The 17,225-nt window shown below is 72.7% G+C and carries 2 protein-coding genes (1 of these 2 running past the window's edge); both read left to right on the top strand.

Translation table 11 applies throughout. The features are described 5' to 3' along the window. A protein-coding gene (locus ACTOWY_RS08850) for a type I polyketide synthase (RefSeq protein WP_441309115.1) crosses the window boundary here: on the top strand, window positions 1–1,983 show its final stretch. It extends 20,772 nt beyond the left edge of the window; the window shows 1,983 of its 22,755 coding nt (coding positions 20,773–22,755); the start codon falls outside the window, past its left edge; its stop codon occupies window positions 1,981–1,983. Next, window positions 1,980–17,225 carry an SDR family NAD(P)-dependent oxidoreductase gene (locus tag ACTOWY_RS08845; protein WP_441309114.1) on the top strand — a complete coding sequence of 5,082 codons (15,246 nt, stop codon included), beginning with the start codon at window positions 1,980–1,982 and terminating at the stop codon, window positions 17,223–17,225. Before ACTOWY_RS08850 ends, ACTOWY_RS08845 begins: the two co-directional genes overlap by 4 nt.

The raw sequence follows: 17,225 nt of genomic DNA, 5'->3' as shown, positions 1-17,225 counted from the left end.
CGACTGCACGCCCACGGAGCCACCGTGGACTGGCCAGCCTTCTTCGGCCCGCGCACCGCCATCGTCAACTTGCCCACCTACGCCTTCCAGCACGAGCGCTACTGGCCCGAACTGGCCGCACCCGCCCCGGCCGCGCAATCCCAGGCGGACGGCGAATTCTGGTCCGCGGTGGAACAAGGCGACCTGGCGTCGCTGGCCAGCTCGCTGGAACTGGACGAGCAGGCCCTGGCCGCGGTGCTGCCCGCACTGTCCACGTGGCGGCGCAAGCAACGCGAACAGCAGGCCGCCAAGTCCTGGACCTACCAGATCGGCTGGACCCCGCTCCCGGCCGCCGCAGGCGTTGCGCTGCAAGGCAAGTGGGCCGCACTCGTGCCTACCGACTGGGCCCAGGACGAGTGGACCACCGCCGTGATCACCGCACTCGGCGAGGCCGTCACACCGGTGGAGTACACCGGCCCGGACAGCCTGCCCGCCGGCGTCTCCGGCATCGTGTCCCTGCTCACCGAGCAGTGGCCCCAAGATGTGGCCGCCGAGGTCCAGGCCCCACTCTGGTGGCTCACCCGCCAGGCGGTCACCGTGACCGACAACGACCCGGAACCCGTTGCAGCCCAAGCAGCCCGCTGGGGCGCGGGCCGAGTAGCCGCACTGGAACAACCAGAGCGCTGGGGCGGTCTGATCGACCTGCCCGAGCCGTTCACCCCGAACCTGACCGAACCCCTGCTGGCCGCCCTCACCGGCACCGAGGACCAGATCGCCATCCGGTCCACCGGCGCACACGCCCGGCGACTGACCCGGGCCCAGCTCGGCGACGCGGTGTGGACGCCCAGCGGCACCGTGCTGGTGGTCGACGCACACGGCGGCGCCCTGGCCCGGCAACTCGCCGAGGCCGGAGCCGGGCACGTGGTGCTGGTCGGCGCGGAGATCGACGCCCAACTCTCCGCCGAACTGGCCGGACGCGGAGTCGGCCTGACCCAGCTCGCGGGCAACCCGGGCAACCGGGAAACCCTTGAGGTGGCACTGGAATCCGTACCAGCCGACCAGCCGCTGACCGCCGCCGTGGTCTCGGTCGCTGCCACCGCGTCCACTGTGGACGATGCGGTCGCCCCGGCCGCCGCGCTCGACGAACTGTTGCGGGACAAGGAACTCGACGCACTCGTGTTCTCCGCCCCCATCTCGGCCACCTGGGGTGCGGCCGGACGCGCGGTGGAAGCCGCCGCTGGCGCCCACCTGGAGGCACTGGCCGCCCGCCGACGTCACCGTGGACTCGCCGCCACCGCGGTCACCTGGGGTGCCTGGCGCGGCGGCGAGGACAGCGACCTGCTGCGCCACCTGGAAGCCAACGGCCTGCTCGCCGTCGACCCACTGGCCGCGGTGACCGCCTTGCGTGGACTCGTCGCCGCGGACCGGCCCTCGGTGGTCGTGGCCGAGGTCGACTGGAGCAAGTTCGCCCCGGCCTTCACCACCAAGCGCGCCAGCCGGTTGCTGACCGGCGTGCCCGAGGCCCGCACCGCGCTGGCCGAAGCCGAACGGGAAAGCCGGGACACCGCCTCCGCCGCGGCCGAACTACGTGACCGCCTGGCCGAACTCCCAGCCGAGGAACGCCCGGCGGTGCTGGTCGAACTGGTCCGGGAACGGGCCGCGAACGTGCTCGGCCTGGCCGGAGCACACCTGGTCGAGGCGGACCGGGCCTTCCGCGAACTCGGTTTCGAGTCGCTGACCGCGGTCGACCTGCGCAACCAGCTCGGCGCGGCCACCGGCCTGGAACTGCCGGTGACTCTCGCCTTCGACCACCCCACCCCGGTGGAACTGGCCGAACACCTGCTGGCCGAGCTGCTCGGCGATCCGGATGAGGATCCGGACGAGTACCCACCGCCCGCCGAAGCAGGCGAGCACCACGAGGCCGGGGAGATCGACGGGTTGGACGTCGACGATCTGGTGCGGCTGGCGCTGGGCGCCACGGACGAAGAGGGGCCGAGGGCGTGAACGACATGGCAGCCCAGAACAACAAGGTCGTCGACGCGCTGCGCGCGGCGCTCAAGCAGGCCGAAACGCTGCGCCAGCAGAACGCGAAGCTGGAATCCGCGGCGGTGGAGCCGATCGCCATCCTTGGCATGGCCTGCCGCTACCCCGGCGGCATCGCCTCCCCCGAGGACCTGTGGCAGCTCGCGGAGAGCGGCGTGGACGCCATCGGCGACATGCCCACCGACCGCGGCTGGGACTTCGCCGCCCTGGACGCACTGCCCGGCCAGGGCGGTCCCGAGGTGCCCCGGTTCGGCGGATTCGTCGACGATGTGGCCGGATTCGACCCGACCTTCTTCCGGATTTCCCCGCGCGAGGCGCTAATCCTGGACCCGCAGCAGCGGCTGCTCCTGGAAGTCGGCTGGGAAGCCCTGGAACGCGCCGGTATCGACCCGGTCGGCCTGCGCGGCGGCGACACCGGCGTGTTCGTCGGCGGCGGCACCGGTGACTACCGGGTGCCGATGGGCGCGATCGAATGGCAGACCGCCCAGTCCAGCAGCCTGCTCTCCGGCCGGGTCTCCTACATCTTCGGCTTCCGCGGCCCCACCCTCACCGTGGATACCGGCTGTTCCTCCTCCCTGGTCGCCCTGCACCTGGCGGCCAGGGCACTGCGCGCGGGGGAGTGCTCGATCGCGCTGGTCGGCGGCGTCAGCGTGCTCTCCAGCACCGCAGGGTTCGTCGAGTTCGCCGCCCAGGGCGCGCTGTCCTCTGACGGGCGCTGCAAGGCTTTCGCCGAGGCCGCGGACGGCACCGGCTGGGCCGAGGGCGCCGGAGTCCTGGTGCTGCAACGGCTTTCCGAGGCGCAGGCGCAGAACCGGCGCATCCTGGCGGTCATCCGCGGCACCGCGATGAACTCCGACGGCGCCTCCAACGGCATGACCGCGCCCAGCGGACCGGCCCAGCGCCGGGTCATCCGGGCCGCGCTGCGCAACGCCCGGCTCACCCCGGCCGAGGTCGACATCGTCGAGGCGCACGGCACCGGCACCACACTCGGCGACCCGATCGAAGCTCAGGCCCTCCTGGCCACCTACGGCAAGGACCGGGAAACCCCGCTGCTGCTGGGCTCCATCAAGTCCAACATCGGGCACACCCAGGCCGCGGCCGGGGTCGCGGGCATCATCAAGGTGGTGCAGGCGATCCGGCACGGCGCGGTGCCCAAGACCCTGCACGTGGACCGCCCCAGCTCGCACATCGACTGGACCGCGGGCGCGATCGACCTGGTCACCGAGACCACTGCCTGGCCAGAGGTGGACCGGCCGCGCCGCGCGGGCGTGTCCTCCTTCGGTGCCAGCGGCACCAACACACACGTCATCGTCGAACAGGCCCCCGAAGCCGCCGAACCGCCCGCGGTGGCGCACCCGCCCGCGGTGGTGCCCTGGGTGCTCTCCGGCCGCACCGAAGCCGCCCTGCGCGCCCAGGCCGCCGCCTTGCTGTCCACTGTGGACAGCCGACCGGTTGACCTTGGTTTCTCGCTGGCCACAACACGATCCACTTTCACCAGCCGCGCCGTGGTGCTGGACCCCGCCGGGCTGGCCGCACTGGCCAACGGCGAGCGCGACTCCGGCGTGATCGAGGGCTCGCCGGTGGCGGGCAAGACCGCGTTCCTCTTCCCTGGTCAAGGCGCGCAGCGACTTGGCATGGGACAGGCGCTGTACGCGCGGTTCCCGGCCTTCGCCACGGCTTTCGACCAGATCGCGGACGCCTTCGAGGGCCACCTCGGCGGCTCGCTGCGTGAGGTGCTCTGGGGCGCGGATCCCAAGCGGCTGGAGAACACCGGCTGGACCCAGCCCGCGTTGTTCGCCATCGAGGTCGCGCTGTTCCGGCTGCTCGAATCCTGGGGTGTGCGACCGGATCTGCTGATCGGCCACTCGGTCGGCGAGATCGCCGCCGCACACGTGTCCGGGGTCTACTCCGCCGCCGACGCCTGCGCACTGGTCGCGGCCCGCTCGCGGCTGATGTCCGCGCTGCCCGCCGGTGGCTCGATGGTCGCGGTGGACGCCACCGAGGACCAGATCACCCCGCTGCTCACCGAGTACCCCGAGGTGGCCATCGCGGCCGTCAACGGGCCGCGCTCGGTGGTGCTCTCCGGAGTCGCGGCCGCCGTCGGCGAGCTGGCCGAGATCCTGGCGAACCGCGGGCACCGCACCAAAACCCTGCCGGTCAGCCACGCCTTCCACTCCCAGCTGATGGAACCGATGCTGGCCGAGTTCCGCACCGCGGTCGCCGCGCTGACCCCCGAGCGCGCCCGCATCCCGATCTGCTCCACGGTCACCGGCGAACTCGTCCGGGGCGAGCAACTCGACGCCGACTACTGGGTCGCCCAGGTGCACCGCACGGTCCGCTTCGCTGACGGCGTGCGCACCCTGGCTGCCGCGGCCGTGGCCCGGTTCGTCGAGGTCGGGCCCGGTGGTGCGCTGTCCTCGATGGTGCACGAGACCCTGGCCGAGACCGAGGGCGAGCGCGCGGTCATCGCATTGCTGCGGGACGACCGCGAGGAACGCGACGACAGCGCCGAGGAAATCGTGCTGCTGCGCGGCCTGTCCCGGCTGCACGTGGCCGGCGGCACCGTGGACTGGGCCGAGTTCTTCCGCGACTCCGGCGCCACCGTCGTCGAACTGCCCACCTACGCCTTCCAGCGCGAGCGCTACTGGCCGGTCGGCGAACAGCGCACCAACAACGCGGCCGGACTCGGCCTGATCCCGATCTTCCACCCGATGCTCGGCGCGGTCACCGCCTCCGCCGAGGACGGCAGCCTCCTGGTCAGCGGCCGGTTGTCCGTCGGCGACCAGCCCTGGCTTGCCGACCACCTGGTAGGCGGCGAGGTGTGGTTCCCCGACGCCGGACTGATGGAACTCGTGCTCACCGCGGCCGATCAGGTCGGCTGCGACCGGATCGGCGAACTCCGGGTGTCCCGCCCGCTGATCGTCAACGAACAACTCGCGCTCCAGGTCCGGGTCGGTCCGGCCGACGACCTGGGCCGCCGCCCGGTCAGCGTGCACTCCCGCCCGGCCCGCAGCGACCGGGAGTGGACCGAACACGGCACCGCCACCCTCACCCCCGGCGACCCCGCCCCAGCCGATGCCCTGCCGTGGCCGCCGCCCGGCGCGGAACCGGTGAGCCTGGACAACCACCACGAGGTCCTCGACCGCGGCCCGATGTTCCACGGCCTGCGCGAGGTCTGGCGACTCGGCGAGGAAATCCACGCCGAGGTCGCCCTGCCGGAAAGCCTGAACAGCCGCAGCCAGGAGGCCGCCGCCTTCGCCCTGCACCCGGCCCTGCTCGACGCCGCGTTGCAGGCCAGCGCCTTCCTGCCCGGCCGCACGGCACTCGCCCCCGGCACCATTGGTGAATGGCACGGCGTCACCCTGCACGCGGCCGGTGCCGCGGTGCTGCGGGTGCGCTGGAGCGAGGGTCCCGACGGACTTGAGCTGTCCGCGGTGGATCCCGCCGGTGGCCCGGTGTTCTCGGTGGACGCACTGCGCACCCGAGACGCCGAACAGGTTGCCCGGCCCGGCGTGACCGACTCGCTGTTCGCGCTGGATTGGGTTGCCCTGCAAGCGAATGGCACCGCACCGACCTGGGCGATGCTCGACTCGCTCGGCGACGGCCCGGTGCCGGAGGTCGTCTTCGCGCCCCTGCACAGTGGCGGCGCGGAGCAGGCCGGGGAACTGGCGGGACAGGCCCTCGAACTGGTGCAGCGCTGGCTCACCGAGGACCGCTTCGCCGACTCGCGCCTGGTCGTGGTGACCAGCGGCGCGGTCGAGACGGTCACCGACCTCGGCGCGTCCGCAGTCTGGGGCCTGGTCCGCTCCGCCGCCTCCGAACACCCAGGCCGCTTCGTACTGCTCGACGTCGACTCCCTGGACACCCTCGAACTCGCCCTGTCGGGCCTGACCGGCGACGAACCCCAGCTGCTGCTCCGCGACGGCGTCCTGCGCGCCGCCCGCCTCACCCGCCTGCCCGCCCAGTCCGAACCCACCGCCTGGGACCCGGACCAGACCGTCCTGATCACCGGCGGCAGCGGCGAACTCGCCGGAGTGCTCGCCCGCCACCTCGCCGAACGTGGCCAGCAGCGGATCGTGCTCGCCAGCCGCCGCGGCGCGGACGCCCCCGGCGTGGCCGAACTCCGCGAAGCCCTCGGCCACCGGGTCGAGTTCGCCGCCTGCGATGTCACCGATCCCGTTGCGGTGCAAGAACTCGTCGCCCGGATCAGCCCGCTCACCGCCGTGGTGCACACCGCCGCGGTCATCGACGACGGCGTGGTCGAATCCCTCACCGCCGACCGCCTCGCCACCGTGTTGCGCCCCAAGGCTTCCGCCGCCTGGTACCTGCACCAGGCCACCCTCGGCCAGGACCTGGCCGCGTTTGTGCTCTACTCCTCGGCCGCCGGCGTGCTCGGCAGCCCCGGCCAGGGCAGCTACGCCGCGGCCAACAGCTTCCTCGACTCCCTCTCTGCCTATCGCCGCGACCTCGGCCTGCCCGGCAGCTCGATCGCCTGGGGCCCATGGGAAGCCGGGCTCACCACCGGCCTGGGCACCGAGCACAGCCGCCGCCTGGCCGCCAAGGGCCTCGCCCTGATCGACGCGGCCCGCGGCAACGCCATGTTCGACGTGGCCTCCGCCGCCGACCGCGCGATCGTGGTCGCCGCCACCGCCGTGGGCGGCGGCACCGCCACCGGACCCGTCCCGGCCATCCTGCGCAACCTGGTCCGCACCGGCCGCCGCACCGCCGCCGCCACTGGCAGCACCCCCGGCACCACCACCCTCAGCGCCCGGCTGGCCGCACTGCGCCCAACCGATCGGTCGGATTACCTCACCGAAATCGTGCGCACCGAGGTGGCCGCCGTACTCGGCCACCCCTCGATCAAACTGGTCGGCCCCAAACAGGAGTTCCGCGAACAGGGCTTCGACTCGCTGTCCGCGGTCGAACTACGCAACCGCCTCGCCGCGGTCACCGGCCTGAACCTGCCGGCCACCCTGGTCTTCGACTACCCGACCCCGATCCAGGTCGCCGCCTTCCTGCTCACCCGACTGGACGGCGCGGCCGAGGACACCGCCACCCCGGCCACCCGGGCCGGCGTGGCACACGACGATCCGATCGTCATCGTCGGCATGAGCTGCCGCTACGCCGAGGGCATCGCCTCGCCAGAGGACCTGTGGCAACTGGTGCTAGACGGCGGCGACGCGATCGGCGGCTGCCCGCCCGACCGCGGCTGGGACATCGAAGGCGCCGAGTCGCTGCGCGGCGGGTTCCTGGCCGACGCGGCCGGGTTCGACGCCGGGTTCTTCGGCATCTCCCCGCGCGAGGCCATCGCGATGGACCCGCAGCAGCGGGTGCTCCTGGAAGTCTCCTGGGAGGCCCTGGAACGCGCGGGCATCGACCCGACCAGCCTGTCCGGCAGCCCGACCGGCGTCTACGTCGGCGCGGGCGACGCCAACTACGTCTCGCTGCTGGCCAGCGAGGGCAGCTCGGTCGCCGGATTCATCATGACCGGCACCACCTCCAGCGTGCTCTCCGGCCGGGTCTCCTACGTGCTCGGCCTGGAAGGCCCCACCCTCACCGTGGACACGGCCTGCTCCTCCTCACTGGTGGCCATCCACCTCGCGGCGCGGGCGCTGCAGTCCGGTGAGTGCACCCTGGCCCTGGCCGGTGGTGTCGCGATCCTGTCCACCCCCGGCCCGTTCGCCGAATTCGCCAAGCAGGGCGGGCTTTCCGCCGACGGCCGCTGCCGCTCCTACTCCGACGACGCCGCTGGAACCGGCTGGGCCGAGGGCGCCGGAGTCCTTGTCCTGGAACGCCTTTCCGACGCCCAGCGCAACGGCCACCAGGTCCTGGCCGTGGTCAAGGGTTCCGCGGTCAACTCCGATGGCGCCTCCAACGGCCTCACCGCCCCGAATGGCCCGTCCCAGCAACGCGTCATCCGCGCCGCCCTCGCTGACGCCGGACTGTCCACAGTGGACGTAGATGTGGTCGAAGGCCACGGCACCGGCACCCGCCTCGGCGACCCGATCGAAGTCCAGGCCCTGCTGGCCACCTACGGCCAGGACCGCGCCCAGCCCCTGCTGCTCGGCTCGATCAAGTCCAACCTCGGCCACACCCAGGCCGCCGCCGGTGTCGCCAGCATCATCAAGATGGTCCAGGCCATCCGGCACGGCGTGGTGCCGCGCACCCTGCACGTGGGCACCCCATCCACCCACATCGACTGGACCGCGGGCGACATCCAGCTCACCATCGACCAAACCGACTGGCCCACGGTCGACCGCCCCCGTCGCGCGGCAGTCTCCGCCTTCGGCGTCAGCGGCACCAACGCCCACCTGATCATCGAACAGCCCCCGGCCACCACACCCGTTGCCGCCACGGCGGTTCGCGAAGGCTCCCCGGTCCCACTCCTGGTCTCCGCCCGCTCCGCCGCCGCCCTGGACGCCCAGATCGAACGCGTGCAAGCGATCCTGGACTCGACACCGTCCCTTGTGGACCTCGCCTACTCCCTGGCCACCACCCGCGCCACCCTGGACCACCGCGCCGTCCTGCTCAACGGCACCCCCCTCGCCCGAGGCGTGGTCACCGAGGGCCGCACCGCCTTCCTGTTCTCCGGCCAGGGCTCCCAGCGCCTCGGCATGGGCCGCCAGCTGCACGACCGGTTCCCGGTCTTCGCCCAGGCCTTTGACGCCGTACTCGCCGAGTTGGCCCAACTGGTACGCCCGGTTGGCCCAAGTGGGCGTACGAGTTTGCCCAAATGGGACGAGCTGATCGACGTGATGTGGGGCGAGGACCCCGAACTGCTTGCGCAGACCGGGTGGGCGCAGCCCGCGCTGTTCGCGCTGGAAGTGGCCCTGTTCCGGCTGATCGACTCCTGGGGCGTGCGCCCCGACTACCTGGTCGGCCACTCCATTGGCGAGGTCGCCGCGGCCCACGTGGCCGGGGTGCTCACGCTGACCGACGCCTGCGCGCTGGTCACCGCGCGGGCCCGGCTGATGCAGGCACTGCCCACCGGCGGCGCGATGATCGCGGTCCGGGCCACCGCCGCCGAGGTCGAACCCCTCCTGGCCGACCAGCCCGGGGTGTCCATCGCCGCGGTCAACGGACCCACCAGCGTTGTCCTGTCCGGGGCCGAGGACGCGGTCACGGCCAGTGCCCAGATCCTCGCCGACCGTGGTCACAAGACCAAGCGGCTCACCGTGAGCCACGCCTTCCACTCGCCGCTGATGGACCCGATGCTGGCCGAGTTCGGTGACGCGCTGGCCGGGATCTCCTTTGCTGAAGCCACCATCCCGGTGGTCTCCACGCTGACCGGCAAGCTCGCCACCGCGGACGAGTTGCGCAGCCCGGCGTACTGGGTCAACCAGGTCCGCGGCAGCGTGCTCTTCGCCGACGCACTCACCGAGCTGGCCGCGCACGACGTCACCGCCGTGATCGAGATCGGCCCGGACGGCCTCCTAGCAGCCGCCGCGACCGAGATCCTGCCCAGCGAGGCGATCTCCACCAGCCTGCTGCGCGCCGACCAGGCCGATGAGGAAACCGCGCTGCTCCGCGGCCTGGCGACGGCCCACGTGGCCGGGGTCGGTGTGCACTGGCCGGACCTGATCGACGGCGGCACGGTCATCGACCTGCCCACCTACGCCTTCCAGCACCAGCGGTACTGGCCCGGCGCCTCTGCTCGCCCCGGCGACCCGGCCGGACTCGGCCAGTCCCCAACTGGGCACCCGCTGCTCGGCGCCTCCGTACCGATGGCCGACGACTCCGGCGTCACCCTGACCGGCCGGATTTCCCTTGCCACGCAACCGTGGCTGGCCGAGCAGGCGCAGACCGCCCTGCTGGAAATGGCCATTCGCGCTGCCGACCAGGTTGGCTGTGGGGGAGTGCGGCGGCTGACCACCGAGGTCCCGCTGACCCTGCCCGCACGTGGCGGCCTGCAGGTCCAGGTGCGGGTGGACGCCGCGCACACCATCACCCTCTACTCCCGCCCGGACGGCGACCCGGAGGCAACGTGGGTGCGCCACGCCGCCGGTGAGCTGAACCCGGGCGGGTACCAGCCCGTCCCCGCCGCAGACACGGAACCGTTCGTCGAGGTCGAGCTGCCGGAGACGGTGCGCGACGGCGGCGAGTACGGCCTGCACCCGGTGCTGCTCGGCGCGGTCCTTTCCGCCGCCTGGCCGGACGAACGCGTCCCGGTGGACTGGGAAAGCGTGACCCTGCACGCCTTTGGCGCCTCGGCCCTGCGCGTCCGGCTGACCCCGCTCGACGACGACCGGATCGCGATCGAGGCGACCGACGGCGCTGGCCTGCCAGTGCTGTCCGTGGCCGCGGTACGCGGTCAGGAGATCGCCGAGTCGTCCACTGTGGACGGTCAGGTCCTGTTCGGCGTGGACTGGGTCGCGGCCCCCGAGGTGCCCGCGGCGAAGATCGACGTGGCCGAGCTGGACGCGCTGGGCGATGACGTGCCCGGCCTGGTGCTGGGCCGGATCAACGCCGACGCCGACATGTCCACGCTCACCACCCGGGTGCTCGGCCTGGTGCAGAGCTGGATTGCCGAGGACCGCTACGCCCACGCCCGCCTGGTGTTCGTCACCCGAGGCGCGGTCGGCGAGATCACCGACGACGGCCTGGCCGCCGCAGCCCTCTGGGGCTTGGTGCGCTCCGCCCAGACCGAACACCCTGGCCGCTTCGGCCTCTTGGACGTCGAAACCGACGCCGACCTGCCGATTGCCTTGCCAGTACTGGCTTCCGGCGAACCGCAGGTCGCGGTGCGCGGGGGAGCGGCACTGGTCGCCCGCCTGCGCAAGATCGTCATCCAGGACACCGACAGCACCTGGGATCGCGACGGTTCCGTGCTGCTGACCGGTGGCACCGGTGCGCTGGGGCTCGCCCTGACCCGCCACCTGATCTCCGCGCACGGCCAGCGGCACCTGGTGCTGGCCAGCCGCCGTGGCCCGGATGCCCCTGGCGCGGGGGACATCCTGGCCGAGTTCGGCGACCGGGTTTCGCTGGTGGCCAGCGATCTCACCAACCCCGAGGCCGTGCGCGGACTCGTCGACGGCATCCCGGACCTCACCGCGGTCGTGCACCTCGCGGGCGTGCTGGACGACGGCATCGTCGACCGCCTCACCCCCGAACGCCTGGCCGCCGTGCTGGCCCCCAAGGCCGAGGCCGCCTGGCACCTGCACCAGGCCACCCTGGACCGCGAGCTGGCCGGGTTTGTGCTCTACTCGTCCTCCGCGGGCGTGATGGGCTCGCCGGGCCAGGCCAACTACGCCGCCGCCAACACCTACCTGGACGCGCTCGCCGAGTACCGCCGCCAGCGCGGCTTGCCCGCCACCTCACTCGCTTGGGGCGCTTGGGAATCCGGCATGGCGGGCGAACTCGGCGAGGACGACCTGCGCCGGGTGAACGCCACCGGCGCCCGCCGGATCTCCGCCGCCCAGGGCATGGCCCTGTTCGACGCGGCCCTGGCCACCGACCGCGCGCTGATCGTGCCGCTGCTGCTCGGCGGCAGCGCCGCACCCGGTGGGGCCGAGGTGCCGCACCTGCTGCGTGAGCTGGTCAAGACCGGCCGCCGCAAGGCCGTTGGCGCGCAACAGCAACCGGGTTCCGGACTGGCCGCCAAGCTGGCCCGGCTGGCCGCGGACGAACGCCTGGACTACCTCACGGAACTGGTCCGGGTGCAGGCCGCCGCGGTGCTCGGACACGCCGGGGCCGAGGAGGTGGACGCGCGCCTGGACTTCCGGCAGCAGGGCTTCAGCTCGCTGACCGCGGTCGAACTGCGCAACCGCCTCACCGAGGCCACCGGGCTGCGCCTGCCCGCCACCCTGGCCTTCGACTACCCGAACCCGGACCAGGTCGCCGCCTACCTGCTCGACGCCATCGAGGGCACCGCCGCCGCGGCCACCCCGGCCGTGGCCAGGACCATCGCCACCGACGACGACCCGATCGTCATTGTCGGCGCGGGCTGCCGGTACCCGGGCGGGGTCGCCTCGCCGGAAGACCTGTGGCAGCTGGTGCTCAACGGCACCGACGCGGTGGCCGATATGCCCGCCGCCCGCGCCGGTGACCTCGGCCTGCCCGCGGGCGCGCAGCCGCCCAGCGGCGGGTTCCTGGACGATGTCGCCGGGTTCGACGCGGCCTTCTTCGGCATCTCGCCGCGTGAGGCCACCGCGATGGACCCGCAGCAGCGCCTGGTCCTGGAAACCGCCTGGGAGGCGGTGGAACACGCCGGCATCGCCGCCGACCGCTTGGTAGGTAGCGCGACCGGGGTTTACCTCGGCTCCTCCGACCCGGCCTACGCCAGCATCGTCGCCCGCGACCCGCGCCTGGAGGGCTTCGCCATGACCGGCGCGGTCTCCAGCGTGATCTCCGGCCGGATCTCCTACACCCTCGGCCTGGAAGGCCCCTCGGTCACCGTCGACACGGCCTGCTCCTCCTCGCTGGTCGCGGTGCACCTCGCGGTGCGTGCCCTGCGCTCGGGTGAGGTCTCGCTCGCCCTGGCCGGTGGCGTGACCGTGCTGTCCTCGCTGTCGCCGTTCTCCGAATTCGACAAGCAGGGCGGTCTGGCCTCCGACGGCCGCTGCCGCTCCTACTCCGACGACGCCGACGGCACCGGCTGGTCCGAAGGCGCCGGAGTCCTTGTCCTGGAACGACTCTCCGACGCCCAGCGCAACGGCCACCAGGTCCTCGCGGTGGTCAAGGGCACCGCGGTCAACTCCGACGGCGCCTCCAACGGCCTCACCGCCCCGAATGGCCCGTCCCAGCAACGCGTCATCCGCTCCGCCCTCGCCGACGCCGGACTGTCCACTTCGGACGTTGACCTGGTGGAGGGCCACGGCACCGGCACCCGCCTTGGCGACCCGATCGAAGTCCAGGCCCTGCTCGCCACCTACGGCCAGGACCGCGACCAGCCCCTGCTGCTCGGCTCGATCAAGTCCAACTTCGGCCACTCCCAGGCCGCCGCCGGCGCCGCGGGCATCATCAAGATGATTTACGCGCTGCGTTGCGGAATCGCGCCACGCACCCTGCACGCGGAGAACCCGAGCGGGCACGTGGACTGGACCGAGGGCGCGGTGCAACTCCTGCCACAGCGCCGCGACTGGCCCACGGTCAACCGCCCGCGCCGCGCCGGAATCTCCTCCTTCGGCATCAGCGGCACCAACGCGCACGTGATCCTCGAACAGCCCCCCGCGACCGCACCCGCGCCAGCCTCCCTCGCCCCGGAAACCCCGCTGCCCCTGGTGGTCTCCGGCAAGTCTGACGCCGCGCTGCTCGCCCGGATCGACCAGGTCAACACGCTGCGGGACGAGGTCCCGGCGGTGGAACTGGCGCACGCGCTGGCCACCACCCGGGTCGCCTTCGACCACCGGGCCGTGCTGCGCGACGGCGCGGTGATCGCCAAGGGCCGGGTCACCGAGGGCCGCACCGCTTTTGTCTTCTCCGGCCAGGGCTCGCAACGTCTCGGCATGGGCCGCGAGCTGCACGACCGGTTCCCGGTCTTCGCCGAGGCTTTTGACGCGATCCTCGCCGAGTTGGCCCAACTCGTACGCCCGGTTGGCCAAAGTGGGCGTACGAGTTTGCCCAACTGGGCCGATGTGCGCGAGGTGATGTGGGGCGAGGACGCCGAGCTGCTGGCGCAGACCGGCTGGGCCCAGCCCGCGCTGTTCGCGCTGGAAGTGGCCCTGTTCCGGCTGCTGGAATCCTGGGGCGTTCGCCCGGACTTCCTGGTGGGCCACTCGATTGGCGAGGTGGCCGCGGCGCACGTGGCCGGGGTGTTCTCGCTGCGCGACGCCTGCGCGCTGGTCACCGCGCGGGCCCGGCTGATGCAGGCGCTGCCCGTCGGCGGCACGATGGTGGCCGTGCAGGCCACCGAAGCCGAGGTCGAGCCACAGCTCACCGCAGGCGTGGCGATCGCGGCGATCAACTCGCCCGAGGGCGTGGTGCTCTCCGGTGCCGAGGACGCGCTGCTCGCCTTGGCCGAAGTGCTTGCCGCCCAAGGCCACAAGACCAAACGGCTCGCCGTCAGCCACGCCTTCCATTCGCCGCTGATGGACCCGATGCTGGCCGAGTTCACCGCCGCCATCGCCGGGATCACCTTCGCCGAACCGGCCATCCCCGTGGTGTCCACCCGCACCGGCCGCCGCGCCGGTGGCGAAGACCTGCGCACCCCCGAATACTGGGCGGCGCAGGTGCGCGACACCGTGCGCTTCGCCGACGCGATCACCGTGTTGTCCGCGGCCAAGGTCAGCCGATTCCTGGAGCTCGGCCCGGACGGATCCCTGTGTGCCGCAGTGCAAAGCTCCCTGGAAACCGGGGTGATCACCGCGCCCACGCTGCGCAAGGACGTCGCCGAGGATGAGGCCCTGCTGCGCGGTCTCGGCACGCTGTACGTGGCCGGTGGCAAGGTCGACTGGACCGCGCTGTGGACGAGTCCCGGCGCCCCGGCCCCGGCGACCCTGCCGCTGCCCACGTACCCGTTCCAGCACCAGCGGTTCTGGCCGACCATCACCACCCGGATGGCCGACGCCGCCGGACTCGGCCTGGCCGACACCGCGCACCCACTGCTCGGCGCCGCGGTCGCACTGGCCGACGGCGGTGGCGTGGTACTCACCGGGCGGCTCTCGCCCACCGACCACCCGTGGCTGCGCGAGCACCGCGACGGCGAGACCATCGTGTTGCCCGCCGCCGCCCTGCTCGAACTCGTGGTGCGCGCGGGGGATGAGGTCGGCTGCCCACTGGTCAAGCGGCTGGCGGTGTTGTCGCCGTTGGTGATTCCCGCTGACGGCAGTGTGCAGGTGCAGGTGCGGGTCGATCCGGGCAGCAGCGGCTGCCGTCGCGTCACCGTGCACTCCCGCCGGGAGCACACCGGTTCCTGGACCCAGCACGCGCTCGGCAAACTCGGCGAGGACCAGCCCGATCCGGCCATGGAATTCGCCGCGACCTGGCCGCCCGCCCAGGCCCAGCCGATCGACCTGACCGACTGCTACGAACAGTTCGCCGACTCCGGCTTCGAGTACGGTCCCGCCTTCCAGGGCCTGGAAGCGGTGTGGGTACGCGGCGACGAGGTCTTCGCCGAGGTGAGCCTGCCCGAGGAAGCCGACAGCGCGGAGGCGTTCGGGCTGCACCCGGCCCTGCTCAGCGCCGCCCTGCTGGCCCTGCCACTCACCAGCTGGGCAGGCCAGACCTGGCGGGAACCCGTTGCCTGGGAAGGGGTTTCGCTGCTCGCAGGGGGCGCGACCACCCTCCGAGTCCGGTTCGCGCCGGTCGGCGAGGACGGCCTCACCCTCGAAGCCGCCGACCCGGCCGGACGACCGGTGCTGAACGTGGATGTGTTGCGGCACCGCGAAATCGAAGGCCGCGCGCACAACCGATCCACCCGCGAATCCAGCCCCGGCTCCCTGCTGGTGGTGGACTGGCCACAGGGCCAGGAGACCGACGCCACCCCGGTCAGCACCGCCGTGCTCGGCGGCGGCCTGGACCTCAGCCACCTCCGCCAGGCCGACACCCTGGACGAACTGGCCGCAGGCCCGGTGCCGGAGCGGGTCCTGGTCCGGGTGCCCGCCGGTGGCGGCGAACCGGCGGAGGTCCGGCGGGCCACGGCCTGGGCCCTGGAACTGGTGCAGCGCTGGATCGCCGACGAGCGTTTCGCCACCTCGAAACTGGTGCTAGTCACCAGCGGTGCGGTGGCCTGTGCGGGCGAGGACGTCACCGACCTGGCCGGTGCCGCGGTCTGGGGCCTGACCCGCTCCGCAGGCGCCGAACACCCCGGCCGCTTCGCCCTGCTCGACGTCGAGTCCACCCAGGAAATCGAACTGGCCACCGCCGCCCTCGCCGACGAACCCCAGGTCGCGGTCCGCGCCGGCGTCGCCAGGGTGGCCCGCCTGGCCGCCCCCACCGACCACAGCAGCACCGACCGCCCCTGGCACCCCGACGGCACCGTGCTGATCACCGGCGGCACCGGCGGCCTGGGCGCCATCCTGGCCCGCCACCTGGTCACGAACTCGGGCCAGCGCAACCTGATCCTGACCAGCCGCCGCGGCCCAGACGCCCCCGGCGCCACCGAACTGACCGCCGAACTCACCGACCTGGGCGCGACCGTCTCCATCGTGGCCTGCGATGTCGCCGACGCGGCCGCGGTCCGCGATCTTGTCCACGGCATCCCCGACCTCACCGCGATCGTGCACGCCGCCGGTGTGCTCGACGACGGCGTGGTGGAAAGCCTTACCCCGCAACGACTCACCGCCGTGCTGGCCGCCAAGTCCGAAGCCGCCTGGCACCTGCACCAGGCCAGCAAGGACCGCGACCTGGCCGGGTTCGTCCTGTACTCCTCCCAGGCGGGCATCATGGGTTCCCCCGGCCAGGCCAACTACGCCGCCGCCAACGCCTACCTGGACGCCCTGGCCGCCCACCGCCGCCACCACGGCCAGGCAGCGCTATCCCTGGCCTGGGGCCCCTGGACGGTCGGCATGGCCGCCGCCGAACAGGACACCGGCGGCCGCCGAGCCGCCGCCCTGGGCGCCACCCGGATGACCGCCGACCTGGGCATGACCCTGTTCGATCAGTCCCTGACCAGCCCAGCCGCCCTGCTGGTCCCTCTGGTCACCACCGGCGCGGGCACCGTCGTCACCACCGAGGTCCCGCACCTGCTGCGCGGCCTGATCCGCACCCGCCGCCGCGCCGCCGTCCGCACCAACGGCGCGGGCACCGCCGACACCCTGCGCGGCCTCAACCCGCAGGAACGCCTGCGCGCGGTCACCACCATGGTCGTCACCGAACTGGCGGCGGTACTCGGCCACCAGTCCAGCGAAGCCATTGAACCCGAACAGAAGTTCGCCGAACTCGGCCTGGACTCGCTGACCGCCGTCGAACTCCGCAACCGCCTGTCCGCCCTGACCGGCCTGCGCATGCCCGCCGCGCTGGCCTTCGACTACGCCACCCCCGCCCGGCTTGCCGAACACCTGACCGAGCAGCTGGATTCGAGTGCGGCGGCGGAGTCCGGCCCAACTGTGCTGAACGAGCTGGACCGCCTGGAAGCCGCGATGGCAGCGGCCGAGGCGGACGAGGTCACCAAGGCCGGGGTCACCTCACGGTTGCGCCAGCTGCTGAACCGGTGGTCCGGTCCGGCGGAGGAGCAGCCGCAGGTGGCGGACCGGATTTCCTCGGCCAGCGCGGATGATCTGCTCGCGTTCATCGACAACGAGTTGGGCCGACGGGACCGCTCCTGA

This window comes from Crossiella sp. CA198, assembly GCF_052078295.1.
Lineage (GTDB): Bacteria > Actinomycetota > Actinomycetes > Mycobacteriales > Pseudonocardiaceae > Crossiella.
This window is presented reverse-complemented; position numbering and strand designations above follow the sequence as displayed.